We start from the raw sequence: 22,449 nt of genomic DNA on the forward strand, positions 1-22,449 counted from the left end.
TGGAGCTGAAGAATTTCCGCAGCTTCGATGGCAAGTATCTCATAACCAAAAGCTCCCATGAAGTGGGCAATGGCTACACCACGAAAGTGGATTTAAGGAGGGTGATTGATGGATACTGAGGCGGAACGCCTGTTGAGGGGAATGGTAAGACCTGGTACCGTCACCAGCGTGAACGTGGCCAACAATACGGCCCGGGTGAGATTTGACGATAAGGACGGAATCGTAAGCCCGGAACTACATATATTACACCGCTGCTCAGGGAAAAATAAGGATTACTGGGTGCCGGATATTGACGATCAAGTTTTATGTATCTTCAACAACAATGACAAGAATTTCTCTACCGGCTGGATACTGGGCAGCTACTTCAACGAGAAGCAGCCGCCCCAGGTACAGAATTTGGATATCATGCGCTTCGATTTTTCGGATGGCTCATATTTTGAGTACAACCGAAAGAGCCACACCCTCAATGTGCAAATCACAGGGCCAATAAATATAAATGGCTCAGTTATCAATCTGAACTGCTAAAGGAGGCGGTGTAAATGCCACCACAGACAAGATTGGGGGACAACGAATACGGGACATGATGCCTGCCCGCCCAGAGGCTGGCAACAGGCAGCCCGGATGTTATTGTGAACGGCCAACCGGCGGGGCGTGTAGGAGATAGCTACCCTGCCCATTCCTGCCCGCACACCTCCACATAGTGGTGTAATAAATGCAGGAAGCAGCACCGTATTCATCAACAATAAGGCGCTGGGCGAATAGGTGACCCTGTATCATGCGGGGGCAGCGTGGACGTGGGCAGCCCTAATGTAATCACAGGGGGCTGATGGAATGTCATTTCTTTCTAACGTGGCGGGAAGCTACGCCAAAGGACTGCAACGGAGCTTGAACAACATGGCCCAGGGGGTGCTTTCCCAGGTGATGGGAAAAAACTATCTTCCTTTGGCCTGTCCATGCCCCTGGGTAGCCTGGGAGATATCGTCTTCAGGTATCCAGCCGCGAGGTTATCACCTTCGATGGCCTCAAGCGCACCACCAAAGCCGCTTTGGCACACATGAAATCAACGGCCAGAAACCTTTGCTTGAATACCTCGGCCCGGATGGGGAGGAAATAACCTTCACCATGCGTTTTTCCACCAGCTGGGGCGTGGATCCTACAGCGCAGGCCCAGCAGCTCAGGGAACTGTGCGAGAAGGGCGAGGCCATGTATTTGATTATTGGCAATCAGACCGTGGGAGCCAATATGTGGGTAATCGAAAGCGTGGGTGAATCCCTGGTATCCGTGGATAACATGGGGCGGGTAATCGTCTCAGAGGTTGATGTAACACTCAAGGAATATGTGCCCCTTATGGGAGGAGGTGAGGGCGCTTGATAATCGATGTGACGGCAGAAATGAAGGACATCAACTTTGTTCCTGCCTCAGAGTATGAAGAGATTCTGCAGAACGTGCGCACCATCATCAACACCCTCAAGAAAACCGTGCCCATGGACAGAGAATTTGGCATTAACGGTGAAGTCATAGACTTGCCCATTGCAGCGGCTCAGGCGAAAATCACCGGCGAAATCGTGGCTGCAGTCAGCAAGTACGAGCCGCGGCCAAAGTTGTATCTGTGGCCTATGAGGGCAAGGAAATGGACGGCACCCTGCAGCCTACAGTGAGGATAAAGATACAATGAACCTACAAAATTTAGCAGACCTGTCCTTTGCGGATAGAGACCCTGCAGACATTGAATCCAATGTCATAACCATAGCAGAAGGAATCCTGGGCAGGAAGCTGGCAAGGGCTGACCCTCTGAGGCTTTTCCTACTGGGGCTTGAATCCGTCATTATCCAGCAGCGGGAAATCATAGACCAATCGGCAAAGATGAACCTGCTGGCCTACGCTGTGGGGATTATCTTGACCATATCGGCATACTGGTGGGCTGTGAACGGCTGCAGGCAACTGCCGCCAATACAACCCTCAGGTATACCCTTTCGGCAGCACGGGAGCAGGCCACACTCATTCCTATAGGGAACCGCGTTACGGCTGGGGATGGCGTATATTTCGCCACCACAGAGGCACTTTCCATAGCTGCCGGGCAGACCACGGGGGATGTGGCGGCCACCTGTACCATTAAGGAACACAGGGCAACAGCTACGCCGTAGGGGAGCTGACCAAAATGGTTGACCCCCTGCCATTTGTGGCCAGTGTGACCAACCTCACCGCCACGGCAGGCGGGGCTGATGTGGAGACGGATGATTCATACCGTCTGCGAATCCAGCAGGCCCCAGAAAGTTATTCCTGCGCTGGGAGCAAGGGGCCTATATCTTTTGGACAAAGACGGCCTCAGCCCTTATCTCAGATGTGGCAGTGATTTCTCCTAACCCATGTGAGGTGAATGTTTATCCTCTGCTGGAGGGCGGGCAGCTGCCGGGGCGGAAATGCTGACCTTAGTCAGCAATACCTTGAATGCCAGAACCGTGAGGCCTCTCACCGACCAGGTGAGCGTTTTGGCCCCCACGGTGAAAAGCTATAATGTCACCCTCACCTACTACATAGATTCAGACGATGCCACCAGCGCCGTGGCCATACAGGCTGCTGTGCAAAGTGCTGTCTCTGAATTCGTAGCCTGGCAGAAAGAGCACCTGGGGCGGGATATCAACCCCACGGAACTCTATTACAGGGTGAGGGCGGCAGGAGCAAAGCGGGCTGTGATTACTGAGCCTGTCTTTGCCGCCGTGGCTGCCAGTGAGGTGGCCATAGAAAACACCATCACGGTGAACTTTGGAGGATTGGAAGATGGTTAAAGAGTTTAAGACCCTGAGCCTTCTGGAAATCCTCCCTGAAAGTATCAGGGGGGATCCTCAGATTGAAGCGGCGGCCAGCGCGTTGGATGCAGAACTGCAGGCCGTCACGGCAGACATCAAAGAAAACCTGCTCATAAGCAGGATTGATGAACTGCCGGAGCGTGTCCTTGACCTGCTGGCCTGGCAATGGCATGTAGATTTCTACAGGCCCTTGGGCATGGATATAGACACCAAACGGCGGCTTATCCGTGAATCCATAGCCTGGCACCGTATCAAGGGCACCCCTGCAGCCGTGGAAAAAGTGCTGGCAGCGGCTTTCGTGGAATCCTGGGTGGAAGAGTGGTATGAATACGGCGGCAGCCCCGGCTATTTCCGGGTGACTATCTCAGACGTAATCACTGACCCGGAGGAACAGGCCAACATACTGGCGGCCATCAACAGCGCCAAGAACGAACGTTCCTGGCTGGATGCTTTGCGCTATCTGCTGGTATTGAAGGACGAACTCACTGCCAGCGACCTGCTGGCCCTGCTGGAAGAAACCGGCTTTATCGAACGTTACCCATGGGTGGGCAGGTTCGCAAACGGTGCCTATCTGGCAGGCGGGGAGCATGGGCAGCCTTCTGTGATGCGCCTACACGGCCAATGGAACCATCAGGGCCAACGGGGCAGCACCAGGGAGCAAAATCCCCAGCAGGTGTGGCCGAATATCGCCAATGGCGAATACCAGGCGGATGGCAGCATTTACGCCAAGTGCTGGAACCATACGGGCTTATCTATGCCAACTCTGTAGGCATGGAAGTTTTCGTGGATTTGGTGAATCTCTTCCTGTCTGACCTCTACAGAATAAACATCTGGGCAGATGGCAGATTCAAGGCAGATGGCACCTTCACAGCAGGCTGGGACAACCCCATTGCAGAGGCCTTCACGGATACCACGGCGCTGGCTATCAGCGACACCGATAACGTCACTGAAACATCCGGGGGAACATTATCCACCCATGAGGCTGAAGAAGTAGGGCTGGTGAAACTGTTCTATGCAGACGGTGCTTTCTATCCCGGGAAACCTATCACGGCAGATGGCAGCCACTACGCCGGAGGCCTTATGCTGGCAGATGCCTTTGACGGCCTCACCAGCGAACCCCGGAAACCGAAGCTGGCCAATGGCAGTATAAGGCCAACGGGCGGAGAAACCCACGGCTGTGGCTATCAATGCCCGCGCCAACAGTGATGAAAACCTCAGCAGCAGGATAGTTCTGACAACTGAGGAAGTGGCGGCAGAAACCTGCAGCACCACCGAAAGAAATTCAACCAACGTGGTCACACCTCACATGGACACCGTGGACACTGGCACCCTGGCAGACGGCAGGCCGTGGCCAACGGCAGCCATAAGGCCAGCGGGCACATGATGGAAGACAGCCTGAGCCTTGCCCACGCCGTAGGGCTGGCAGACAATAACGGCACCATCTATGCTGACGGCACCAGCAGGCAGATGGCTCTATGATGGCTTTTGCCATGGAAGACGCCATCTCCATCACCGTGGGGATGGGACTTGTGGCCAACGCAGGTATTTGGCCAACGCGGCAGGGCCAGAAGGGCAGACGGGCCTACAGGGCCAACGGCAGCACCTTCCCGGCACAGATTTACAATGCCAGATTTAATGCAGATGGCACCATCAAGGCAGATGGCAAGCATATCACCGGCTGGGCGGCGCTGTCTGCGATTACAAGTACATAGCAGCATAGAAGGAGCAAAGGATGAACAATCTGGGATTTGCCGACACCATGCAGGAAATGCGTGGGGCGGTGCATTTGGAAGTCTACAAGGCGGGAAACTTATCCTTGCAGACGATGACCACAACCTCATTGTGGCGGCGGCCGTGCCAAGCTGGCCCGCATGCTGGGGGCGGTACACGGGACACATCACCCAGGTGGGCGTGGGTACCGGCTCAGCGGCGGCAGCTTCAGGAGATACGGCCTTACCAATACGGTGAAAGTCAATGTGTCTTCTGTGGAATATGCCAACAACAAAGTAAAATTCAACTTTGTGATAGGCACCAACGTGCCAACGGGCTGGCAATCCGTGAGTTTGGCCTGTTCTTTGGTGATGGCACTCTCTTTTCCCGCCGGGTGAGAAAGTCCACCATCGGCAAGGAAGACGATATCCAGATTACTGGATACTGGGAAATCTATTTCTGACACAGGAGGAAGAGTAAATGGCTTATGTAGCAGAATCTGCAACGTGGAAAAACGGCGTATACCAGCTTGAGACCACAGATCCCTTGCTGGGCGGCGCTAACGGCGTGATGAATGAGGCCATCAAAGACCTGGCCTGCCGCACGCTGTACTTGAAGACTGAGCAGGACAAAATCAAGAATGAGATTCAGACTGCCCGGGCGGCAAGGCAAGCCTCAATGCCCGCTTCGAGGCTTTGGAAATGACCTCCAAGCAGGGCGATTTCACCTTCAATGGCACCACCGGCGTTACTGTTTCCCATACTATCGGCAACACGAATTATGTTGTCAATGTGGCAGCCACGGCAAGCACCGGCGGCGATTTGGGAGATATCTATATTTCCCGTGGCGCTTATTACTTCACCGTCTACAACACCGGCGGGTACAAGGCAATGGCCGTTATCAGATTTTGAACTAATGAGGGAGGCATAGAAATGCTGGATATCGTTGTAATCAATCCTGACATGAACCACGCGGAATTTCCGTGAATGAAAAAGACCATTCCGTTATTGACCTCCATGATTTCACCCTGGGCGACCTCAGGGTGAGGGGCGGAGCTTTGACCTCAGGGACTACTGGGGCGGCATTGCCCGCATTTTCTGCGAGTACAATGGTGACCTCTCCATGGATAACACCGTGGATCACCCCTTTATGTTGGCAGAAATCTATGTGCCGGAAATCGACACCAGGAATGTTCCCACCGGCCAGCGCGATGCCGGCGGGCAGGAAATCACCAAACCGAAATTGTTTGGCCTGACCTGTCTGACACGCGGATCCTGCTTTATCCTATCCCCGGCCCCGTGGAAACTGAGAACGACAATGAGGAGGAAAACTAAATGATCAAAGACCTTTCCCTGAAAGCAATTCGTGAGCAGATTACATCCGGCATGCGTGATGTTACCTTTGTGACAGACGATGGCGGCACCACGGAAATGGTGTATATTCCGAAATTCACTATTCCGGCAGGGGCTTATGATGGCGGCGCTTTTCCTGCTGAGGCATTGAACCTGGGTGGCTTCTTCATCGACAAGTATCAGTGTTCTCACCAGACCGGCGATAATGCCAATATCCCCGTATCCCTGCCGGGGCGTATTCCCTGGGCAAATGTCAACCAGACTGAGGCAAAGACGGCCTGCGCTGCCCGCCTTATCAACGGCGTGGCCTGCCACCTGCCCACTATGAAGGAATGGGCAACTGTCTGCTTCCTGACTAAGCTGCTGGGGCATGATATCCACGGCAATAACAACTATGGCAAGGATTACCGCGACAGCAACGCCTGGGGTAACTATGGCGTACCTGATAAGACTTGTGACGGGCGCGTACTCACCGGCACCGGCCCTGTCTCCTGGAGCTGTGACGGCACCAGCAAGGGCGTGTTTGATATCGTGGGCAATGTCTGGGAGTGGATGGACTTCAACATCACCGACGGTATCTACACCCACAAGAAAACTGCCCTTATCAACGATGCAGATGGTATCACGGCTGTGGATACCACCATTACCCTCGACACCGTGGAAGATATCGACGCATGGCCTGAAACCGGCCTCATCCTTATCGGCAGTGAGTACATCACTTATGGTGCCATCGACAAGCAGACCTCTACCACGGCTGTGCTGTCCGGCTGCACCCGTGGGGCAAAAAGTTCCACGGCAGCCACCCACGCAAATGATGTTACCGTCTACCAGCTTACGGATTACTGTGTAATCCCCGGTGGCGCAACCGCTTATCTCACGGCAGACATTTCTGCTTCTGCTACCTCCTTCGCCTTCTCCGGCCTTGTCAATGGCCCGGACAATGACGGTTTTGCCGTAGGTGATACCCTGCAGATGGGCACTGAGCAGGCCGTTGTCACGGCGGTGGAGAGCAACACCCTCACCGTAAGCCGTGGCGCAAATGGCAGCACTGCCATCGCTCATTCCACTGGAGACGGCTTCACTAAGATTTCCCCGCAGATGAATAATAGTGACCCTGCAGGCGATGCCTACCAGTACGCCAAGATTAACACCATGCGGTTTGAATCCGACCTGGCACCCCTTGCCCTTCCTAAGGCTGTAGGTGTCGGTACTGAGGAATGGAAGGACGGCTTCTGGATCAGGAGCAAAGGCTCCCGGGCGGCCTCCGTGGTGGCAACTGGAACGTTGGCGGCAATGCCCGTTCTGGCTTCTACCTGAGCCTGTACGACGCGCCGTCGGATCGCCTCGCTTACATCGGCTTCCGCGCCGCTTTGTCTATCTGAAATCTGTCAGCCTGATAATCTGATGGCCTCGCGGTAGCGAGGCCTTGACCTCAAAGGAGAAATTGAATTGGAAGAAAACAACAGCAACGCACCAGCTAAAAGCGGATTTAAAGGACTTAAAATCCAGACGAAGACAGAGGATATGATTGGGTATATGTATGTAGTGCTCAGGCAGTATCCGAAATCTGAGAAATTCGTATTGGCAGCAGAGACTAAAAGAGTGGCCCTGGAACTGATGGAGCTTATCATATCCTGCAATAAGCACTATATGAAGAAGACCACCATGAGGGATGTGGACATACAGCTGGATACTTTGCGGGCCATGGTAAGGCTGGGGCATACATTAGGCTTCCTGAAGAATCATCCCTATGAGGTATTATCAGGCAAGATAGACGAGATAGGCCGTATGATTGGCGGCTGGATGAAAAGCATACAATCATAATATCTTGTAGGGCGTATGCTGTATCTGCGCACTGGCCCGGCTCCCGGCGGCCATCCGTGGTGGCAACTGGAACAATGGCGGCAATGCCCGTTCTGGCTTCTACCTGAACCTGAACAACGCGCCGTCGAATCGCAACGCTAACATCGGCTTCCGCGCCGCTCTGTCTTTACGTCAGAAGTTTTAGGGCAATGCTGGCCCTAATCCCGGAACTAAGACAAAGGAGCATACGTCCTTGTTTTGAAAAAAGCAAAAATAAGTTATCACGCCCCCGCTTAGTAGGCAGAAAGACCGAAAAGCGGGCGCTATTTATTTGGGAGAACTATGAAAACATACAACGACCTATATCCTAAAATCTATGACTTTCAGAATCTCCTGCTGGCCTACCAGAAGGCAAGAAAATGCAAGAGGTACAGGCCGGAGGTGCTGAAATTCACAGAGCACCTGGAAGAAAACCTGATAGATATACAAAACTCTCTGATCTACAAGACTTATGAGCCTGGCAGATACAGAGAGTTTTATGTTTATGACCCTAAAACACGGCTGGTGCTGGCAGCGCCATTCCGTGACAGAGTGGTACACCATGCCTTGTGCAATCTCATAGAGCCAATCTTTGACAGCACCTTCATTTCTGACAGCTACGCCTGCAGGAATAACAAGGGCACACATAAGGGCGTGGAAAGGCTTGTATATTTTCTAAGGAAGATGCAGGCCGAACATGGCAAAGTCTACGCCCTAAAGTGTGATATCCATCATTACTTCCAGAGCATAGACTGCTCCATTTTGGAGGGGCTTATCAGGAAGAAGATATGGGACAGGGAAACTCAGTGGCTTTTCCATATCATTCTCTACAGCGCCGTAAGTGGAGAAGGCAGGGCCGTGGGCGTTCCCCTGGGGAATCTCACCAGTCAGCTGTCCGGCAATATCTATCTCAATGAATTGGATCACTTTGTGAAGCAGGAGCTGAAGTGCAAACACTACCTGCGCTATATGGATGATTTCATATTGCTGCACCCGGACAAGGCCCAGCTCCATGAATGGCTGAGAGAAATCAGGGTGTACCTTGAGGAAAGGCTGCTGCTGAAACTCAATGGCAAAACATCCGTCTTTCCCATCAATCAGGGCATAGATTATCTGGGCTATAGGATTTGGCCTTACAAGCTGCTGCTTCGCAAGAAGTGCATAACTCGCATGAGGAGAGGGATGGAATACCTGGCTAAGCACAGGGACGCATATCCTCAGGAACATATCCAATCGGTAATAGCTTCATGGTACGGCCATGCCCAGCGGGCAGACGTGCCGAATTTGAAAGACTGGCTTGAGCAGGAGGCCTGGGAGAAATTTGGCATTGTGCTCAGGAGAAAGGAAGAATGATATGTATGACTTTATTTTTGGCGTTCTGCCCACAAGGGCAAACGCTGCAGGCAGCAGCCTGCTGGGGGCATGTGGAATGGTAATAGCATATCTGTTTGGCGGGTGGAGCGCTTCACTGGAGGCCCTGGTGGTGGCCATGGCCATAGACTACTTAACCGGGGTACTGGCAGCGTATATCAACCCGCATTTGAAACTTGATTCAAGGATTGGCTTTAAGGGCATAGGCAAGAAACTCATGATACTTGCCCTTGTTTCCCTGGCTCATTTCCTTGACAGAGCCACGGGGCAGGAAATTATAAGCCTTATCGTGACGTGGTTTTATTTCGGCAATGAGGGCCTTTCCATCATAGAGAACGCCGCCAAGGCAGGCGTTCCCGTGCCGGAAAAGCTCAAGGAATCTTTGAAGCAGCTGCATGAGGAGGAAAGAGAACCATGAGCGACAGCAAAAACAAGGAACAGAATCAGAATGTAACCAGAACCGTGCCGGAATACAATCAGGTAAAGCCGGAGGACGATAACCTGGTAATCAAGGCTAAGCAGGAGGCCCAGAAAAAGAAGGAGGCAGGGGAATGATGGAAAGAGCGAACGTCATAGACACGGGGCTTGAATTCGTGAGAGACCTCGAAACCCGCTATAAGACAGACATGATTGTCATTCACCACACGGGCCGCAATGATATCGACGCAAGCGCCCAGCAGATTCACGGCTGGCATATCAACCAGCAGGGCTGGGCAGGAATCGGCTACCATTACGTGATCCGCAAAAATGGCACCATAGAACAGGGCCGCCCACATTGGACGGTAGGAGCGCATGCCTACGGGGAGAATTCCCACACCATCGGCATACACCTTTCCGGGGATTTCATGGAAGCAAAGCCTACCTGCGATCAGATTGAGAGCGTGGCCATGTTGCTGGCAAACCTTTGCACGGATTATGGCCTGCCTATCGACAGGGGACATATTGTGGGACACCGTGACCTCATGGCCACCAGCTGCCCCGGAGACAATCTTTATAATATGCTTGATTTGATTATCGGCAAAGCAATCTACTACGCAGTACAGTGACGGAGGCACAGACTAAATGACGCGGCAGGAAATAGCTTTAGAAATCGCAAAAGGACTTATCGAGACCGGCATAGAGGGCGGCTTCGACGCTATCAGCTGCAGCACGGGGGGAGACTATCCCTCCCTGGGCTGCAGCCAGTGGGAGGGTGACAGGGCGGATGACCTTCTCGACAGAATCCCCGGCGGGGAAAAATTCGTGGACAGATCCTATAGCGACATTGCGACGGCGGGCGAACTGGAGGAGCTGGCTCAGCTTATCAGCAGTGAAGCAGGGCAGGAGGTACAGCGGCAAAAACTACAGGAAGACTGCCTGGATTATGTAGACACACTGCAGGGCATAGTTTTCCTTGACGATAGCCGCTGCATCATTTACGCCGGTATGTGGTGCCCTACCAGCACCAGCGTGGTGGCCCGCTTCATCCGGCGGCGGCAGGAACGCGGCTATAACATCAGGAGCCTGGAAACCTTGCGGGATATGTTCCGTGATGAATATGCCCAGGCTGCCTGCATTCCCAGAAACTGCTATGAAGGCTATGCCAACAGGGCAGAAAACACCTTCCAGTACGTGGCAGCCATAGACCTCTCCACGCCCTACGGCGTGCCCGTCTACGGTGAGGGGCCTTTCGGACGCTGAGCCACGCCGCTTTCAAAGGTGCCGGTGAAAGTAATTTGACACATTCCAGCGATTTTCTAAAGTGACAGAAAATGTCGCTTAGGTGTCACTTTACTTTTACCGGGAAATCGTGCCCTTACTTGACCTGAAAAGTAAAGCCAGTAAGAGCATTTAGGCGAAAAGTCAAGAGCATAACGTAAAACGTAAACACCAAAAGGTAAGAGAATTTACGTTTTGCGTGAACTCTTTACGAAAAGGAGGCAGGAAATTGAATGAGAAAACTAAATTTATTGGGGCGGGCCTTGCTGTTGTGCTTGTTATCCTTGCTCTGGCTGGCACCCTTTGGCTATTGTTCGGAGACATCAGAACAGATCCCGGAACAAGTGACCCTGTCAATGAGCGAATTCAAGACCTTGAGAGAGAACAGCAGGAAGCAGCAGGAGCTATTGATGAAGCTATCGAAAGAGCTGCAGACAGCCAGGGAACAGCTGCAGACCTCGCGGGGCGAATTGACCATAGTCAGGAACTCACTCACAGTATCTCAATCGCAAACGATGGAGCTAGAGAGGGAACTGGCAGAGCAGAAGCAGCTATCGGAGAAGCTGCAGAAGCAATTGACAGAGCTGCAGGCCTCGCAGATGAATGCGAAGAACTCATTAGAAGCAGCGAATCTATATTTGCAAAGTATGACAGATGAAATCAAAGCAGAGCGGCAGGCCCGGGAAAAGACCGAAAAACGCCTTAGGCAGCAGAAGACCCTATGGCAGATATTGTCTATTGCGTGTGGAGTGTGGGCTGTGGCGAAGTAACTTCCTATATATAAATGGCGTACAGTATCAATAGTCTAGAAAGTTACACACAAGTTACAAAAATGGCGATAATCCCATTAAAATAGTAGCTCCCAGTTCTCCAAGCGCTGATTTATACAGCACGAAGGGAAAGTTACAAAAGCCCGTCACCTCAATGGTGGCGGGCTTTTTCAATTCTCTGTAAAGAAATAGTGTATCAATACAGAGGGGTATTTTTTACTCTAAAAGTTACACACAAGTTACGTACAAGTTACAAATCAGATTAGGTTTATAGCTTCAACCAGCTGCTGGATTGTCTTATGGGTATAGACACGATGGGTAATATTGGCGGAGCGGTGGCCGAGAATTAACTGCATGGTTTTCAAGTCAACCTTTGCGTTATCCAGCAGGGAAGCGCAAGTGTGACGGCCATCACCAGGCAAGTGTTCAGTGGGCAGGCCCATTATGATGGGAGACCTCTCCCAGATATGGTCACGGAGCCTGTCATAGGTTTTCATTGGCTTTCCGTCACGGCTATCAATGACCAGGTATTCGTTATCAGGACTATACATTTCGGCAATGAAGGGGAATATCTTCTCTGCTATGGGAATGGCCCGGTTTTTGCCGGCGGGGGTTTTCAGGCCACCCATCATATACCTTTCGTCCAGGTGTACGTCTGCTACCTTGATTTTCAATAGCTCAGTGGGGCGCAGGCCGGTATAGGACAGGATGAGCGCGAACCTGGCACCTTCATCATCAGTGTGCTGCCAGAGTAGGGCCAGTTCTGCATCAGTGAAAGGATTGTGCATGTCGCTATCCTCAGAGGGCGGCAGCTCCACGGTGGTGGCCACATTGGCTGTCACCAGCTCCAAATCAATGGCGAAGTTGCAGAGTTTGTTGCATAACGTCTTGATATTCTTCTTTGTGGAATACCCCAACTCACACGCATCCACCTCTCCCTGAATGTGGCGCTTGCGGATATCCACAAAGGCCATTTTATGAAGATGGGGGACACGCTTATAGGCGGCCTTGTAGCAGTTTGGAATATCCCCGGAATACTTATTCTCTCCCCAGCGCTCATATAGTTCGGCAAAAGTGACCTTGTGGCTGTCCAGATCATAAGGATTTTCGTTGTACGCCATAAGGGCCGCAATGGCCTCAGTACGTTTGGCGTAATATCCCAGGTACTTTTGTATCTGCCTGCCATCATCTGTCCAGCCGGCTGTGACCCGGACAGCGTAAGGCTTGCGCCTTTTGCCGGGCAATTTGGTGACGCTCCCGGAAGAATTTGGCAATCTCATAAAATCACCGTCCCTTTTTTGTTTGATAGTGGGACAGGCTGCAGAGAGTGGGCTATAATATCCTTAGGTTGTTTCTCTGCGAGCCTATCGGTCATGAGGTTCGTACAAAGCCCCAGCAAATCTCCACTGCTGGGGCTTTTTGCTTAGATGGATGGAGGGTATTGGCATAACTTCCTTTCTTAAAAGAGCCGCCTATGGCTGTGGGCGGCTCTTTTCTTTTGGGAATTGGAAAATAATGGCGGGGTCGTCTGTTTTGGCAGGCGGCTCTTTTGTTATGCCCTTTTGGGCGCGGTATCTTCTGAGGGGGGCTGCTTGCCTTGAGCGCCAGCGGCGTGGATATCCTGCAGCTCCTTGCGGTAGGCCTCCACCTCTGCTTCAATGTCGCTGCCTGGGGGCGGGGCTTCCTTCCCCTGGATGGCATCGGCCAGCATGGTGACATATTTGAGCATCTGCCGCCGTTCCTCTGCTGGCAGGGTGAGGAAGAAGCGGGCAAGGTTTTGCTCTGCCTGATTCAGATTGAACTCTTTGGCGAAGTTGGCGAACAGGGAGTTTTCCGGGGAATCGTACATATCCCCCTCACCGTCCACCAGCCATGCGCGGCGCACGTTGAACTTTTCGCAGATCAGCTTGATGTTTTGGTCGGTGACGGTGCCCCCGCGCTCCATCTTGCCTATGGCACCGCCACCAAGGCCGATTTTTTCGCCAAAAGTTGCCTGGTTATACCTTAGTGACTTGCGTAAAACCTCTATACGAGTGTTGATATTTGACGTTTCCATAAATATTTTTCACCTCCTTTGAAAAATATTTTATATTACTGAGTGACATAAATCAAGATAAATATCTTGACATAAGTAACTGAGTGATTTAATATAGCTGTATAAAGATTACTGAGTTACAAAAACTGTAACTGAGTTTGCGAACTGGCCCTAAAGGGCCAGTATAGCACTATTCTAAGAATAGTGCTATACTGGCCCTAAAGGGCCAGTATAGCACTATTCTTAGAATAGTGGCGCTGACGGAAAGGAGGGGGCGGATGGTATTTGAGGGGATACCGAACTATTACCATGAGGATAAAGTCACCCGCATAGTAGGGGATGGAATCCTGCAGGAGTGGTATGGAACCATCAAGACAGAAGAAGGGGGCCTTGCGTGCTCCAAATGTCATGAAGCATACAAGGCCAAAACGGTTTTTGCTATTCATGGAGAAGAAAGACAGACACTTGTCTACCGTTGCGAGTGTGGCAATTACCGTATTTCCATCACTCACAAGCCGGATACTGACCCCTTACGTTGAATCCCATTCATCTATTCCTGTAGGGGTATCAATGGGGAGTGGGATATTATCCCAGGTGCTTTCACCCGTATGTTGCGTGTAGACATCATCTGCCGCCGCATGGGGGGCATGGTAACGGCCTAAAATTTCGCCATTCAGTCGCAAGGTGTAGCGACCATCTTCCAGCTGAATAGTGAAAAGGCCGGCAGGACTATCATAGAAGAACATTTCAATCACCTCCTTTTTATGGGGGAGGTATTCGACAGGGGGCGGGGCGTTCCTGCCATGGAAGGGAGGATGCCTATGGGCAAAAGAGCATTAGGTGTGTCGATACGTGAGAAAGCAGACGGCACGAAAGTTTACATAGTCAGATGGGAAGAATATGGCGGTGAAGAGAGACAATGCAAGAGCAGGGAATTCCCCCGCCCGGAGCTGGAGGGCACACTGGAAGCATTTGGACAGTTTATCCCCTACCTGTGCCTTATCCCCGCAAGCAGAATCAACTATACCACCATAGCCGGTGCCAGCATCAAATATCCTAAGGCTGGCAACCCCACTCTGACCCTGGGCGTGAGCCTGGGACTGGAGAACGGCCTGGACTTCGACTTTGAATCCCCGGCGGTGCCTCTCCACATGGAGAAATACACGCTGGAGAACGCCCAGACCTGGGCAGAGAAATGCAGCGCCGTGGCAAAGCTCCTCTGTGATGAAATCATACTCTACGCAGAGGGCAAGCGTGCCCAGCAACAATTGGAATTTGAACAGAAAGAAGAATCTGAAAAGGAAGAGGGAGGCGATAACTGATGTATGTGTCCACAGAAGATGCCCTGCGTGAAGCATTGAAGAACGAACAGGCCCGCCGGGAAACCATGGAAGTCATCGAGGCTATTCGCAAAATGGGCGGGGAGGCTACCATTCTGAGGCTGGCAGGTGCCATACTCACCGCCACGCCCCTGAACTTCAAGAGCGCCACGGCCTAAGGGAGGGAGCGCTATGATCAGAAAAATCATGCCGGAGCTGGCAGCCTCCATGATGGGCAAGGGGCCGCAATTTATCCGCATCGGCTTGCAGAGAAACCTCCTGCCCTTCGGCCAGGCGGTGCCCACTGGCACCACCGGCAGGAAACCGAAATTCTCTTACTACATCAGCCCCAAATTATTTATGGAGTACACAGGATTCACTGAAGCACAAATCAGGGAAGCAGCAGCCAAGGGAGGCTATTCCCTCTGACCGGCAGGCAAATCGGAGGGCGGTGTTTTGCACCGCTTTCCGGGCTTGTTTAAGGAATTAGTATTACGACAAATATCCTGTATAACCATGCAGAAATCAAGGAATCTCACAGCCAAAAACAGATGGAGAAACAGCCATGGCCTACATGAAGAAAAGGTGGGTATCCCACGATAAAAGTATTTTCATAGAGGACAAGTACCACTCCCTCCGGGCTATGCCAAAGAATCCTCTGGTGAGAGAGAGGAGGAGGCCCAGGGCAGGAGGCAGCACAACCGAAACCCAGGAGAAGATAAACCTCAGACACAGGACGGAGAAACTGACCCGCCTAATAATGGACAATTTCAAGCCCGGGGATTGGTGGGCCTCCTTTACTCTGTCTGAAAAAGTCCCTGTGGAGAGATTCAAGGCAGAGTACGCGAAGATGATCAGAAATCTGCGCACCTTCTATAAGAAGCACGGGCAGGATTTGAAATACATAGCCGTACACGAAAACATCACAGGCAAGGGCAGGCTCCATGGCCATATCATTCTCCCTTTCCTGCCGGGGGTGCCCTTCCCCCAGATGAAGGCCGAAATGGAAAAGGCATGGGGGCTGGGAGATTGTCACTTCAAGCCCTATGAGGCCCGGGCCATGGACGCGGCAAGATTGGCGGCCTACATGACAAAAGAAGACGTGCTGACCACCAAACTGAATGCGAAAGCCCAGGCGGTGAAGGCGGGGCTGGATGTGAAGAAGCTGGATGCAGAGATAAAAGAAATCAAGTCAAAGCGTTCCCGCATCTGCCCCAGCAAGAACCTTATCCGCACCAGGGCTGTCACCCAGCAGATAACCCGCCATGATACCTACAGCGACAAAATCAAAGCCCCAAAAGGCTACCATGTCGTAAAGGAATTGAGTTACAACGGCTATACAATAGACGGCTACCCCTACCAGCACGCTGTCTATGAGCGTGACGGGTAGACAATATAAAGTTATTCACAGGATAAAGGCTTATTCACAGTTTTATCCACAGAATAAACAGAGTTATTCACATACTTATCCACAAAGGAGGCAAAGCCGTGACCCGTTACTACTGCAAGGATGAAAAATGCAAGCTATCCCACAAAAAGCGGCCTATCTGTTGCTGGTATTGCCCTAATTTCGCCTGGTGCAAGGACACGGGCGTGATAGGAGACTGCCATTACCAGACCTGTGGCAAATGTGAGCGGGTATCAGACCACCATTGGCGCTATTTCAGGTACATTCAAGAAATATCTCTGACATGGCTGGTGGGATTGAGTACGAAACTTTATCCCGTGCGCAAATGCCTGAAAAAGAAAATCCTGAGGGGGAAGAAATATGAGGCTAAGAGGAATCGGCGGAATAGAGTCGCCACACACCACACGCCGCTGGCATGAGCCAAAGACCTACTGGAATCCAAAGAAGGACTTTCACATCATGACCAAGGAGGAGTTTTGCCGGAAACTGAGGGAGGATTTAGATGCCAGACGCAGGGCGTAGCTACATCAGCAGAGTGAACAACAGCCAGGGCCGAATTATGGAAGACATGATAATGGGGGCGGCAAGGAAGTATGAACAGGAGGGCCGTCTGGTGCTGCACAAGGAAAGCGAACCTTTCCGCGTGGTGAAGAATCTTGACCGTGCCCGGGGGCGGGCAGAGGTGCAATTCGTCGCTAGGGCGCACCCCGATTTCATTGGCTGCCTCAGGGGAGGCCGTCTTATCGCCATAGAAGCCAAGTATACCCAGACAGACCGCATAAAGTACAGCGCCGTCACCGAAACACAGGCGGAAATCCTCACCAAATACTATAAGGCGGGGGCGGGTGCTTTTATCTGCTGTGGCATAGGCAAGGGATACGAACTAAAGTATTTTATGGTGCCCTGGGCAACATGGATCTACATGAAGGAAATCTATGGCCATAAGTACGCCACGGCTGAGGATTTGAACCCCTATGAGGTGAAGGCCGATATGGTGATTCATTTCCTCGACTACATAGGCCCCAGCGGTGCAAGGCTGGAAGACCTGATGGCATAGCCACGCCTGCCGGAAACAATCACATGACCAAAAGGAGAAACAACCATGAACAACTACCTTTCAAAGCCGGAAAAAGTCAGCATGACGCGGATTATGCTGCTGGTGGACTTGCTCGACCAGGTAATAGCAGACTACCAGAAGGCCAAGGGTGTGGATGCGGAATTTATGAAAGACCTTCGCACCTGTCGCACCTGGGGCAAGAAAGCCATCAAACGGCGCTATGATTTCCTCGACCTCGACGCAGCCAAGGACTTCACCCGGCACATTCACCACATGGACATCATCTTTGTGCCAAACGACAAGGCCCAGCACTACTACAAGATAGTGCAGGACATGGCGGGGGCTATCTGCATGAACGCTGATGACTTCGCCAAGCTCTATTCCGGCTTTATCCCCAAGACCTGTGGCAAATGCCATAAGAAAGCCTGGAAGAAATGCCTGATCCGCGAGATTTTCCGAAAGTACGGCGTGGAGACAGTCAACAACAATGCCAAGAACTGCCCCTATAGCTACCTTGAAGCGGGCATAGATTTGGAAGAGTGGGCCAAGGAATGGGCCAAGGCCAACGGCATGAAGTATGATTCAGAAAATATGTGGGAATCAGACGGAGAAGTTCATGAGACCCCGGAGGAAGCTGCTGTCTGAGGGAGGGGCGCACATGGAAAGGATAATGACCTGCCAGCTATGCGGTGCCACCTTCACAGTCACCAGCAAAAAAAGCAACGCCAAGTATTGCCCTGAATGCAGGATGGCTATCCATCACAGCAACGCATACAGAGAAATGGTGTACGGCCGCAGGGACAGGAAAAGAAAGGCAAGCATGGCAAGGCTCGACCAGCTGGCAAGAGAAGCCAGAGCGCACGGCCTCAGCTACGGCTATTATGTGGCCCTGCTCAAAGGCTATCCGATAAGATGGGAGGCAATGAATGTATGATGCAGTAGTGGCGATACTGGCAGGGGTGCTGGTGTCACTCGCAGGATTTGCAGCAGTAATGGGAATAGGTGAATTACTCAGGAGGAAAAGCAGGAATGAATTTAGTGATACTCAAGGGAAGACTTACGAAAGACCCGGAAATAAGGTACACCCAAAGCGGTAAGCCCGTGGCCACCTTCGGACTGGCCACCGATAAGCCCTACCGGCAGGAAAACCAGAACGGCCCCACGGCAGACTTTCACAATTGCGTAGCCTGGGACAAACTGGCTGAGACAATCGGCAACAATCTGGTGAAGGGCAGGGAAATCCTCCTGAGGGGGCGCTTGCAAACCCGCCAATATGAAGACCGGGACGGAATCAAGCGCTATACCACAGAAGTGGTGCTGGAAAGAATGGAATTCTGTGGCAGCAAGCCCCAGGGCCAGAACCCCGCCGGCGCACCACCTGCCGGGGAAGGATTTGGCGGGGATATTTCAGATGAAGAGATACCATTCTAAGCCTATTCGCAGAAGGAGACAGAGCAATGAGAGGGATTTGTGAGCCGATATGTGACGGCGTTTCCATAATGGGGGACATGGGCGGGATAGCAATTCACTTCAACCCCGGGGAAGAATGGCATTTCCACCAGGATAGGAAACATGAAGACCGCCTGCTGGTGGACAGGGGGCAGGACGTTGCTATCAGCATGACCGTGCATCAGTTTTATGAGACCTTCAAAGTAAAGGAGCGTGAAGACGGTGCTTGAGTTTAATATGAATTCGATTATCTGGTTTTTTGCGGGGGCGTTCTCCACATTGGCTGTGTTCATCATTATGGGCCTGTGCATAGTATCAGGCCACCACTCCCGCGTGGAAGAGAAAATCAAGAATCAGAACATGAGGATTGAGAACTGGAAGGCCACGCCGGACAGGCTGGCAATGACCAAAAGGGGGAAATAGCCATGACCTACAGGGGAAAGAAGATCCTCCGGCTCATGGGCTGGATGAAGGGTAACACCGCCGTAACGAAAATCCAGTATGAGGATAAAACCACAGAATTCATCATCAGCGTAAGACTGAAATAACAGCCAGGGGGCGGATATCATGACCGAAAAGAAAACCGCATTGGGCGAACTCATTGAAAGCCTCGACAAAATGACCCGCGAAGAATGGCAGACGCTCATGGTGAGCGATAAGCTGGATGAAGGCATTATCCAGCTGCTGGAACTGGTGGGCAGACAGAGAGGCTGGCTGAATTAACGCGAATTTAACACGCGCGAGTGTTTATCGTGCGAAATTTAACGCGAATAATGCGTTAAACGTGCGATAAACCCCGCGAAGTCAGCAATCATGCGGGATAAATCGTGCGAAATCATCAAAAATCCTGCAAATAAAGGAGAAACAACCATGTGGGACGATGAAAATCAGCGCCGTCAGATGGAAAAGCGCATAGCTCTTTTCGATTTGAAGAAGGAACTGACCCAAGACCTCCTGCCCTGCCCATTCTGTGGGGCCAAGATAGAAAAGGGAGACGGCTGGGCGCTTCTTGAAAAGTGGCGGCTAAGTAGTGATGAATGGCGGATTACATGCCCGCATTGCTCTGCAGCAGGAGCTGGGGCACAGTCGATAGAGTGGGCTGTGCTGAACTGGAATACCAGGGCGGGGGTGGAGAAATGACCGACTTAAAGAGGAACCGCATTGAGGAAGTCGCGGCCCTGTTTGGCAAAAAGCCCGGGGTGTCTTTTGTGGTGGACGATGGCACCGGCTATAAGCCTGCCGAAATCAGATTTTCCTATCATGGCTGCATCGAACGCTATGACGGCAGGATGTGGCAACCGGCAGAGTATTTTCTGGAGCCGCTGGTTATGGGGCGGTGCTGGGAGGTAAAAGAGTACAAGCAGGAAAATCTATTCAGGGACGAATGAGGGGGCGGAACAATGGCAAGGAACAAAATCACCTTTGAAAAAGATTATGATGAGGCATGTCGTGCCATATATCGCTTCATCGGCACCCAGCGGCAGCCCACGCTGGATGAAATAGAAGAATTCATCGTGGATAATAATCTGCAGTATGAGATTGATGATTACTTCATGGTGTGCGCCATAAAGGGGAGCGCTGCCGAGAGCGGGTATCAGGGCTGGAACGATAATGAGAAGAACAAAGTTGTCGAATTCTGGGGCTACAATGGCGGCAGCGGCGATGGCTGCTGTCCTATCTGTGGCCACGAAAGAGACATGAGCGGCAGCAGGTGCCCGGTGTGTGATAAGCCATGGGAGGAAAGCTGAATGATGGAGCAAGACCCCGTAATGAGGGATTTTACCACCATGATCCTATGGAGCTGGAACCAGCCAGGAGGCAAAAAGCCGGAATCGAACCTGCAGGCGCTCAAAGATGCCGTGCGTGACCTCTGCCAGATGACTACCCAGAAAAGCGCCGGGCAGAAATCCCCATTATCTGGGAGGAAGTACAAGTCAAAGGATATAAGCGTGGCTGAGAATTTGGAGCGGGTGAAATTCACCATCATCTGTGAAGCTGTCTTGCTGGTGCTATCCGGGAAATTGGACAAATTGGAGGAGGAAAATGATGGGCAGGAAGAATAAAAAGAGAAGGCAGTATAAAGAAGCCGAAAGTTTTGATACCGGGCAGTATCTCTATGCGTTCCTTCACCTACACTGCGATAAACATGGGAAACCCAGATGCACAAAATGCCAGAGGCCTATGTCTGAAATGACAGGAAAGGAAGTATGGCTGGGAAAATTTTGGGTAACACATCTTATATGCGAGTGTGGGGAGCATGCCCTGAGAATTGTGGGCGCGGGAAGCAAATATGAAACCCCATGGGCTGACGATGACGAAGAATAATAATTTTGCTAGGTAAATCGTGAAATTTGCTAGGTTTAGACAAAAACTATATAAAACTATCTAAAACTTACTAGATTTTTCGCCAGGTTAGATAGTTGCTAGGTAATTTGTGGAATTTGCGAGGTAGAAAATGGTTTTGGAAAAAGAAATGCAGAAAGACTTTCCCCAGGACAGCGAAAACAACGAATACAGGTACCTTTCAGCCCCGTGGCTGGATGAAATCGCCACAGGCCTCACGGCGGGGGCGGTGAAACACCCCGGGGAGACATGGAAGACCATTCCCGCGGATGAACACCTTGCCCGCGCCATGAGGCACATCAATCTTTATCGGATGGGAGACAGAAGCGAACCCCATCTGATAAATGCCAGCATGAGGCTCATGATGGCCTACGCCACCAGCAAGAACGAACGCGGCGAATAGCAAGGGGAGGCGGGAGTATGAAGGGAGAAATCCACGTTTATGTAAATGGCATGCCCAGTGATGGCCTTGTGACCTTCTGGGAGGCAAACGAGGCCGTCAAGATGCACCGGGCGCTGGTGAGAACCAATCAGACACACTTCATCAATCAGAAAATCATGGACATGGGCTATAAAATCTATGTCCATAAAGATGGAATCTCAACCCTGATAGGCAAGGCAGAAGCCAAGGCTATCAGGAAATTCGTGAGGGGGCTGCAAAATGACCAATGAGGAAATAGAAGCAATAATACATGATCTGCAGGCACTGTCTGAGAGGAATAACCTCAATAAACAGCATAAAGAATCCTGCATCAAGGCCATATCCCTCCTGAGGCCTATGATAGAGGAAACCACCATGCCGGAACCCCAGGAGGAAAAGCGGGACGAAAACACCGTCACGGTAGACCTCTCCATTCCGGGCCTGCCTATACAGATTATGGAGCTGGATAAATACAGCGCCATGCAGCTGGTGGAGAAGTTCCGGCACAGCAACCCGCCTGTTTTTGCTTGTAATCTGCCCGGGGGCGGGCTGTGGGAGGTGGATTTACAAAAGGTAGCATCTATTTCCAGTGATGATCTGGAAGCCACAGCTGACGAAGAGGCGGAAGAAGACCGCGAACCCCAGAGGCCTGTTCCTTCATATAAGAAGAAAGAACGCTCCAATGGATGGCGGCGGGGAGAAGTTACCTGCCACAATTGCGGGGCAGATTATGAAGCCGATATCCATGAGCGGTGGACATACGTGAGGTGCAAATACTGCCATGAAAGCAATACCACCGTCACCTACCCGGACGAATAAATAAACAGAAATCGAGGCAGACAGTTCGACAAATGTACAATATAATAG

Annotated in this window: 47 protein-coding genes; 44 read left to right on the forward strand and 3 right to left on the reverse strand. The window is 51.7% G+C overall.

Annotation, left to right across the window (positions count from 1 at the left end; genetic code table 11):
* The first annotated feature begins 108 nt into the window (after positions 1-108).
* From P159_RS0107360 to P159_RS0107455, 22 genes are all read left to right on the forward strand, one after another.
* Positions 109-525, forward strand: a complete 417-nt coding sequence (locus P159_RS0107360; protein ID WP_029542855.1) for a phage baseplate assembly protein V — start codon at positions 109-111, stop codon at positions 523-525.
* Between the two features lie 306 nt (positions 526-831).
* Complete coding sequence (locus P159_RS18535) at positions 832-1,371, forward strand: phage tail protein (protein ID WP_051650219.1); 540 nt, start codon at positions 832-834, stop codon at positions 1,369-1,371.
* Entirely contained in the window at positions 1,368-1,658 is a 291-nt protein-coding gene (locus P159_RS18540) for a hypothetical protein (RefSeq protein WP_080705951.1), read from the forward strand. Before P159_RS18535 ends, P159_RS18540 begins: the two co-directional genes overlap by 4 nt.
* 258 nt (positions 1,659-1,916) lie before the next feature.
* Positions 1,917-2,144, forward strand: a complete 228-nt coding sequence (locus P159_RS21210) for a baseplate J/gp47 family protein (protein WP_318253537.1) — start codon at positions 1,917-1,919, stop codon at positions 2,142-2,144.
* A 14-nt stretch (positions 2,145-2,158) separates the two neighbouring features.
* Positions 2,159-2,353 carry a baseplate J/gp47 family protein gene (locus P159_RS21215; RefSeq protein WP_318253538.1) on the forward strand — a complete coding sequence of 65 codons (195 nt, stop codon included), beginning with the start codon at positions 2,159-2,161 and terminating at the stop codon, positions 2,351-2,353.
* A gap of 67 nt (positions 2,354-2,420) precedes the next feature.
* Complete coding sequence (locus P159_RS21220) at positions 2,421-2,786, forward strand: baseplate J/gp47 family protein (RefSeq protein ID WP_318253539.1); 366 nt, start codon at positions 2,421-2,423, stop codon at positions 2,784-2,786.
* Entirely contained in the window at positions 2,779-3,576 is a 798-nt protein-coding gene (locus tag P159_RS19300; protein ID WP_051650220.1) for a phage tail protein I, read from the forward strand. The genes P159_RS21220 and P159_RS19300 overlap by 8 nt, the downstream gene beginning before the upstream one ends.
* Complete coding sequence (locus tag P159_RS0107385; RefSeq protein WP_185753664.1) at positions 3,537-4,013, forward strand: hypothetical protein; 477 nt, start codon at positions 3,537-3,539, stop codon at positions 4,011-4,013. Before P159_RS19300 ends, P159_RS0107385 begins: the two co-directional genes overlap by 40 nt.
* Entirely contained in the window at positions 3,985-4,191 is a 207-nt protein-coding gene (locus P159_RS0107390) for a hypothetical protein (protein ID WP_029542860.1), read from the forward strand. The genes P159_RS0107385 and P159_RS0107390 overlap by 29 nt, the downstream gene beginning before the upstream one ends.
* A gap of 91 nt (positions 4,192-4,282) precedes the next feature.
* A complete protein-coding gene (locus P159_RS0107400) occupies positions 4,283-4,519 on the forward strand; it encodes a hypothetical protein (protein WP_029542862.1) in 237 nt (78 codons plus the stop codon).
* A gap of 20 nt (positions 4,520-4,539) precedes the next feature.
* A complete protein-coding gene (locus P159_RS0107405; RefSeq protein WP_029542864.1) occupies positions 4,540-4,980 on the forward strand; it encodes a hypothetical protein in 441 nt (146 codons plus the stop codon).
* A gap of 17 nt (positions 4,981-4,997) precedes the next feature.
* Positions 4,998-5,222, forward strand: coding sequence for a hypothetical protein (locus P159_RS20990; protein ID WP_221174081.1), 225 nt, complete (start codon positions 4,998-5,000; stop codon positions 5,220-5,222).
* Positions 5,219-5,428, forward strand: a complete 210-nt coding sequence (locus P159_RS20995) for a hypothetical protein (protein ID WP_221174082.1) — start codon at positions 5,219-5,221, stop codon at positions 5,426-5,428. The genes P159_RS20990 and P159_RS20995 overlap by 4 nt, the downstream gene beginning before the upstream one ends.
* A gap of 211 nt (positions 5,429-5,639) precedes the next feature.
* Entirely contained in the window at positions 5,640-5,855 is a 216-nt protein-coding gene (locus P159_RS0107415) for a hypothetical protein (RefSeq protein ID WP_029542866.1), read from the forward strand.
* Positions 5,852-7,186 (forward strand): SUMF1/EgtB/PvdO family nonheme iron enzyme, encoded by a 1,335-nt coding sequence (locus tag P159_RS19305; protein ID WP_029542867.1) that lies wholly within the window; start codon positions 5,852-5,854, stop codon positions 7,184-7,186. The genes P159_RS0107415 and P159_RS19305 overlap by 4 nt, the downstream gene beginning before the upstream one ends.
* A gap of 132 nt (positions 7,187-7,318) precedes the next feature.
* A complete protein-coding gene (gene avd / locus P159_RS0107425; RefSeq protein ID WP_221174084.1) occupies positions 7,319-7,693 on the forward strand; it encodes a diversity-generating retroelement protein Avd in 375 nt (124 codons plus the stop codon).
* Between the two features lie 321 nt (positions 7,694-8,014).
* Positions 8,015-9,064, forward strand: a complete 1,050-nt coding sequence (locus P159_RS0107430; RefSeq protein ID WP_029542871.1) for an RNA-directed DNA polymerase — start codon at positions 8,015-8,017, stop codon at positions 9,062-9,064.
* Between the two features lies 1 nt (position 9,065).
* Positions 9,066-9,500 (forward strand): phage holin family protein, encoded by a 435-nt coding sequence (locus P159_RS0107435; RefSeq protein ID WP_051650221.1) that lies wholly within the window; start codon positions 9,066-9,068, stop codon positions 9,498-9,500.
* Complete coding sequence (locus P159_RS20580) at positions 9,497-9,637, forward strand: hypothetical protein (protein WP_185753665.1); 141 nt, start codon at positions 9,497-9,499, stop codon at positions 9,635-9,637. The genes P159_RS0107435 and P159_RS20580 overlap by 4 nt, the downstream gene beginning before the upstream one ends.
* Positions 9,634-10,128, forward strand: a complete 495-nt coding sequence (locus tag P159_RS0107445) for a peptidoglycan recognition family protein (RefSeq protein WP_318253540.1) — start codon at positions 9,634-9,636, stop codon at positions 10,126-10,128. Before P159_RS20580 ends, P159_RS0107445 begins: the two co-directional genes overlap by 4 nt.
* A 16-nt stretch (positions 10,129-10,144) precedes the next feature.
* Entirely contained in the window at positions 10,145-10,762 is a 618-nt protein-coding gene (locus P159_RS0107450) for a hypothetical protein (RefSeq protein WP_051650222.1), read from the forward strand.
* A 247-nt stretch (positions 10,763-11,009) separates the two neighbouring features.
* Entirely contained in the window at positions 11,010-11,438 is a 429-nt protein-coding gene (locus P159_RS0107455) for a hypothetical protein (protein WP_185753666.1), read from the forward strand.
* 369 nt (positions 11,439-11,807) lie between these two features.
* Here the strand turns inward: P159_RS0107455 and P159_RS0107460 are convergent, their stop codons facing one another.
* Positions 11,808-12,830, reverse strand: coding sequence for a tyrosine-type recombinase/integrase (locus tag P159_RS0107460; protein WP_029540367.1), 1,023 nt, complete (start codon positions 12,828-12,830; stop codon positions 11,808-11,810).
* 272 nt (positions 12,831-13,102) lie between these two features.
* Positions 13,103-13,606: a helix-turn-helix domain-containing protein gene (locus tag P159_RS19310; protein WP_029540365.1), complete on the reverse strand. Its 504-nt coding sequence runs from the start codon at positions 13,604-13,606 to the stop codon at positions 13,103-13,105.
* Between the two features lie 257 nt (positions 13,607-13,863).
* Between P159_RS19310 and P159_RS0107470 the strand changes: the two genes are divergently transcribed.
* A complete protein-coding gene (locus P159_RS0107470) occupies positions 13,864-14,124 on the forward strand; it encodes a hypothetical protein (protein WP_029540364.1) in 261 nt (86 codons plus the stop codon).
* Here the strand turns inward: P159_RS0107470 and P159_RS0107475 are convergent.
* On the reverse strand, positions 14,116-14,331 hold the full coding sequence (locus tag P159_RS0107475) for a hypothetical protein (RefSeq protein WP_051650012.1): 216 nt from the start codon (positions 14,329-14,331) through the stop codon (positions 14,116-14,118). The two genes, P159_RS0107470 and P159_RS0107475, sit on opposite strands and share 9 nt — an antisense overlap.
* 75 nt (positions 14,332-14,406) lie before the next feature.
* Here P159_RS0107475 and P159_RS0107480 point away from each other — a divergent pair, with 75 nt between their 5' ends.
* The 21 genes from P159_RS0107480 (at position 14,407) to P159_RS0107580 (ending at position 22,401) form a co-directional block, all read left to right on the forward strand.
* Positions 14,407-14,907 carry a hypothetical protein gene (locus tag P159_RS0107480; RefSeq protein ID WP_029540362.1) on the forward strand — a complete coding sequence of 167 codons (501 nt, stop codon included), beginning with the start codon at positions 14,407-14,409 and terminating at the stop codon, positions 14,905-14,907.
* Positions 14,907-15,083, forward strand: coding sequence for a hypothetical protein (locus P159_RS20585; RefSeq protein ID WP_185753554.1), 177 nt, complete (start codon positions 14,907-14,909; stop codon positions 15,081-15,083). The genes P159_RS0107480 and P159_RS20585 overlap by 1 nt, the downstream gene beginning before the upstream one ends.
* Before the next feature lie 13 nt (positions 15,084-15,096).
* Positions 15,097-15,333 carry a hypothetical protein gene (locus tag P159_RS0107490; protein ID WP_051650011.1) on the forward strand — a complete coding sequence of 79 codons (237 nt, stop codon included), beginning with the start codon at positions 15,097-15,099 and terminating at the stop codon, positions 15,331-15,333.
* Positions 15,334-15,469: 136 nt separating this feature from the next.
* A complete protein-coding gene (locus P159_RS0107495; RefSeq protein WP_029540359.1) occupies positions 15,470-16,294 on the forward strand; it encodes a hypothetical protein in 825 nt (274 codons plus the stop codon).
* Positions 16,295-16,672: 378 nt separating this feature from the next.
* Positions 16,673-16,834, forward strand: coding sequence for a hypothetical protein (locus P159_RS20590; protein WP_185753553.1), 162 nt, complete (start codon positions 16,673-16,675; stop codon positions 16,832-16,834).
* Positions 16,815-17,369 carry a Holliday junction resolvase RecU gene (locus tag P159_RS0107505; protein ID WP_051650223.1) on the forward strand — a complete coding sequence of 185 codons (555 nt, stop codon included), beginning with the start codon at positions 16,815-16,817 and terminating at the stop codon, positions 17,367-17,369. Before P159_RS20590 ends, P159_RS0107505 begins: the two co-directional genes overlap by 20 nt.
* Positions 17,370-17,414: 45 nt before the next feature.
* On the forward strand, positions 17,415-18,014 hold the full coding sequence (locus P159_RS0107510; RefSeq protein ID WP_029542884.1) for a DUF5651 domain-containing protein: 600 nt from the start codon (positions 17,415-17,417) through the stop codon (positions 18,012-18,014).
* A gap of 13 nt (positions 18,015-18,027) precedes the next feature.
* On the forward strand, positions 18,028-18,303 hold the full coding sequence (locus P159_RS0107515; RefSeq protein ID WP_029540357.1) for a hypothetical protein: 276 nt from the start codon (positions 18,028-18,030) through the stop codon (positions 18,301-18,303).
* Between the two features lie 95 nt (positions 18,304-18,398).
* Complete coding sequence (locus P159_RS0107520; protein WP_029542886.1) at positions 18,399-18,800, forward strand: single-stranded DNA-binding protein; 402 nt, start codon at positions 18,399-18,401, stop codon at positions 18,798-18,800.
* Between the two features lie 26 nt (positions 18,801-18,826).
* Entirely contained in the window at positions 18,827-19,048 is a 222-nt protein-coding gene (locus P159_RS0107525; protein ID WP_029542888.1) for a hypothetical protein, read from the forward strand.
* Positions 19,041-19,241, forward strand: a complete 201-nt coding sequence (locus P159_RS0107530) for a hypothetical protein (RefSeq protein WP_029542890.1) — start codon at positions 19,041-19,043, stop codon at positions 19,239-19,241. Before P159_RS0107525 ends, P159_RS0107530 begins: the two co-directional genes overlap by 8 nt.
* Positions 19,242-19,243: 2 nt before the next feature.
* Positions 19,244-19,366: a hypothetical protein gene (locus P159_RS21225; protein WP_318253541.1), complete on the forward strand. Its 123-nt coding sequence runs from the start codon at positions 19,244-19,246 to the stop codon at positions 19,364-19,366.
* A 19-nt stretch (positions 19,367-19,385) separates the two neighbouring features.
* Complete coding sequence (locus P159_RS20595; protein WP_185753667.1) at positions 19,386-19,541, forward strand: hypothetical protein; 156 nt, start codon at positions 19,386-19,388, stop codon at positions 19,539-19,541.
* 147 nt (positions 19,542-19,688) lie between these two features.
* Positions 19,689-19,958: a hypothetical protein gene (locus P159_RS0107545; RefSeq protein ID WP_029542892.1), complete on the forward strand. Its 270-nt coding sequence runs from the start codon at positions 19,689-19,691 to the stop codon at positions 19,956-19,958.
* Complete coding sequence (locus tag P159_RS0107550; protein ID WP_029542893.1) at positions 19,955-20,206, forward strand: hypothetical protein; 252 nt, start codon at positions 19,955-19,957, stop codon at positions 20,204-20,206. The genes P159_RS0107545 and P159_RS0107550 overlap by 4 nt, the downstream gene beginning before the upstream one ends.
* A 12-nt stretch (positions 20,207-20,218) precedes the next feature.
* Complete coding sequence (locus P159_RS0107555; protein ID WP_029542895.1) at positions 20,219-20,566, forward strand: hypothetical protein; 348 nt, start codon at positions 20,219-20,221, stop codon at positions 20,564-20,566.
* Entirely contained in the window at positions 20,567-20,881 is a 315-nt protein-coding gene (locus P159_RS0107560; RefSeq protein WP_051650224.1) for a hypothetical protein, read from the forward strand.
* Positions 20,862-21,143, forward strand: coding sequence for a hypothetical protein (locus P159_RS0107565; protein WP_185753668.1), 282 nt, complete (start codon positions 20,862-20,864; stop codon positions 21,141-21,143). The genes P159_RS0107560 and P159_RS0107565 overlap by 20 nt, the downstream gene beginning before the upstream one ends.
* Positions 21,144-21,273: 130 nt before the next feature.
* The gene (locus P159_RS0107570; protein ID WP_037377033.1) at positions 21,274-21,564 is read left to right on the forward strand and encodes a dATP/dGTP diphosphohydrolase domain-containing protein; all 291 of its coding nucleotides are present in this window, start codon (positions 21,274-21,276) and stop codon (positions 21,562-21,564) included.
* A gap of 17 nt (positions 21,565-21,581) precedes the next feature.
* A complete protein-coding gene (locus P159_RS0107575; RefSeq protein ID WP_029542903.1) occupies positions 21,582-21,833 on the forward strand; it encodes a hypothetical protein in 252 nt (83 codons plus the stop codon).
* On the forward strand, positions 21,823-22,401 hold the full coding sequence (locus P159_RS0107580) for a hypothetical protein (protein WP_029542904.1): 579 nt from the start codon (positions 21,823-21,825) through the stop codon (positions 22,399-22,401). Before P159_RS0107575 ends, P159_RS0107580 begins: the two co-directional genes overlap by 11 nt.
* Positions 22,402-22,449: the final 48 nt, after the last annotated feature.

This window comes from Selenomonas sp. AB3002 (assembly GCF_000702545.1).
Lineage (GTDB): Bacteria > Bacillota > Negativicutes > Selenomonadales > Selenomonadaceae > Selenomonas_B > Selenomonas_B ruminantium_A.

Coding starts and splice junctions, on each gene's coding strand:
- P159_RS0107360 (WP_029542855.1), top strand. CDS start 109: ATGGATACTGAGGCGGAACGCCTGTTGAGGGGAATGGTAAGACCTGGT.
- P159_RS18535 (WP_051650219.1), top strand. CDS start 832: ATGTCATTTCTTTCTAACGTGGCGGGAAGCTACGCCAAAGGACTGCAA.
- P159_RS21215 (WP_318253538.1), top strand. CDS start 2,159: ATGGTTGACCCCCTGCCATTTGTGGCCAGTGTGACCAACCTCACCGCC.
- P159_RS21220 (WP_318253539.1), top strand. CDS start 2,421: ATGCTGACCTTAGTCAGCAATACCTTGAATGCCAGAACCGTGAGGCCT.
- P159_RS19300 (WP_051650220.1), top strand. CDS start 2,779: ATGGTTAAAGAGTTTAAGACCCTGAGCCTTCTGGAAATCCTCCCTGAA.
- P159_RS0107400 (WP_029542862.1), top strand. CDS start 4,283: ATGATGGCTTTTGCCATGGAAGACGCCATCTCCATCACCGTGGGGATG.
- P159_RS0107405 (WP_029542864.1), top strand. CDS start 4,540: ATGAACAATCTGGGATTTGCCGACACCATGCAGGAAATGCGTGGGGCG.
- P159_RS20990 (WP_221174081.1), top strand. CDS start 4,998: ATGGCTTATGTAGCAGAATCTGCAACGTGGAAAAACGGCGTATACCAG.
- P159_RS20995 (WP_221174082.1), top strand. CDS start 5,219: ATGACCTCCAAGCAGGGCGATTTCACCTTCAATGGCACCACCGGCGTT.
- P159_RS0107415 (WP_029542866.1), top strand. CDS start 5,640: ATGGATAACACCGTGGATCACCCCTTTATGTTGGCAGAAATCTATGTG.
- P159_RS19305 (WP_029542867.1), top strand. CDS start 5,852: ATGATCAAAGACCTTTCCCTGAAAGCAATTCGTGAGCAGATTACATCC.
- P159_RS0107430 (WP_029542871.1), top strand. CDS start 8,015: ATGAAAACATACAACGACCTATATCCTAAAATCTATGACTTTCAGAAT.
- P159_RS0107435 (WP_051650221.1), top strand. CDS start 9,066: ATGTATGACTTTATTTTTGGCGTTCTGCCCACAAGGGCAAACGCTGCA.
- P159_RS20580 (WP_185753665.1), top strand. CDS start 9,497: ATGAGCGACAGCAAAAACAAGGAACAGAATCAGAATGTAACCAGAACC.
- P159_RS0107445 (WP_318253540.1), top strand. CDS start 9,634: ATGATGGAAAGAGCGAACGTCATAGACACGGGGCTTGAATTCGTGAGA.
- P159_RS0107450 (WP_051650222.1), top strand. CDS start 10,145: ATGACGCGGCAGGAAATAGCTTTAGAAATCGCAAAAGGACTTATCGAG.
- P159_RS0107460 (WP_029540367.1), bottom strand. CDS start 12,830: ATGAGATTGCCAAATTCTTCCGGGAGCGTCACCAAATTGCCCGGCAAA.
- P159_RS19310 (WP_029540365.1), bottom strand. CDS start 13,606: ATGGAAACGTCAAATATCAACACTCGTATAGAGGTTTTACGCAAGTCA.
- P159_RS0107470 (WP_029540364.1), top strand. CDS start 13,864: ATGGTATTTGAGGGGATACCGAACTATTACCATGAGGATAAAGTCACC.
- P159_RS0107475 (WP_051650012.1), bottom strand. CDS start 14,331: ATGTTCTTCTATGATAGTCCTGCCGGCCTTTTCACTATTCAGCTGGAA.
- P159_RS0107480 (WP_029540362.1), top strand. CDS start 14,407: ATGGGCAAAAGAGCATTAGGTGTGTCGATACGTGAGAAAGCAGACGGC.
- P159_RS20585 (WP_185753554.1), top strand. CDS start 14,907: ATGTATGTGTCCACAGAAGATGCCCTGCGTGAAGCATTGAAGAACGAA.
- P159_RS0107490 (WP_051650011.1), top strand. CDS start 15,097: ATGATCAGAAAAATCATGCCGGAGCTGGCAGCCTCCATGATGGGCAAG.
- P159_RS0107495 (WP_029540359.1), top strand. CDS start 15,470: ATGGCCTACATGAAGAAAAGGTGGGTATCCCACGATAAAAGTATTTTC.
- P159_RS20590 (WP_185753553.1), top strand. CDS start 16,673: ATGAGGCTAAGAGGAATCGGCGGAATAGAGTCGCCACACACCACACGC.
- P159_RS0107505 (WP_051650223.1), top strand. CDS start 16,815: ATGCCAGACGCAGGGCGTAGCTACATCAGCAGAGTGAACAACAGCCAG.
- P159_RS0107510 (WP_029542884.1), top strand. CDS start 17,415: ATGAACAACTACCTTTCAAAGCCGGAAAAAGTCAGCATGACGCGGATT.
- P159_RS0107515 (WP_029540357.1), top strand. CDS start 18,028: ATGGAAAGGATAATGACCTGCCAGCTATGCGGTGCCACCTTCACAGTC.
- P159_RS0107520 (WP_029542886.1), top strand. CDS start 18,399: ATGAATTTAGTGATACTCAAGGGAAGACTTACGAAAGACCCGGAAATA.
- P159_RS0107525 (WP_029542888.1), top strand. CDS start 18,827: ATGAGAGGGATTTGTGAGCCGATATGTGACGGCGTTTCCATAATGGGG.
- P159_RS21225 (WP_318253541.1), top strand. CDS start 19,244: ATGACCTACAGGGGAAAGAAGATCCTCCGGCTCATGGGCTGGATGAAG.
- P159_RS20595 (WP_185753667.1), top strand. CDS start 19,386: ATGACCGAAAAGAAAACCGCATTGGGCGAACTCATTGAAAGCCTCGAC.
- P159_RS0107545 (WP_029542892.1), top strand. CDS start 19,689: ATGTGGGACGATGAAAATCAGCGCCGTCAGATGGAAAAGCGCATAGCT.
- P159_RS0107550 (WP_029542893.1), top strand. CDS start 19,955: ATGACCGACTTAAAGAGGAACCGCATTGAGGAAGTCGCGGCCCTGTTT.
- P159_RS0107555 (WP_029542895.1), top strand. CDS start 20,219: ATGGCAAGGAACAAAATCACCTTTGAAAAAGATTATGATGAGGCATGT.
- P159_RS0107560 (WP_051650224.1), top strand. CDS start 20,567: ATGATGGAGCAAGACCCCGTAATGAGGGATTTTACCACCATGATCCTA.
- P159_RS0107565 (WP_185753668.1), top strand. CDS start 20,862: ATGATGGGCAGGAAGAATAAAAAGAGAAGGCAGTATAAAGAAGCCGAA.
- P159_RS0107570 (WP_037377033.1), top strand. CDS start 21,274: ATGGTTTTGGAAAAAGAAATGCAGAAAGACTTTCCCCAGGACAGCGAA.
- P159_RS0107575 (WP_029542903.1), top strand. CDS start 21,582: ATGAAGGGAGAAATCCACGTTTATGTAAATGGCATGCCCAGTGATGGC.
- P159_RS0107580 (WP_029542904.1), top strand. CDS start 21,823: ATGACCAATGAGGAAATAGAAGCAATAATACATGATCTGCAGGCACTG.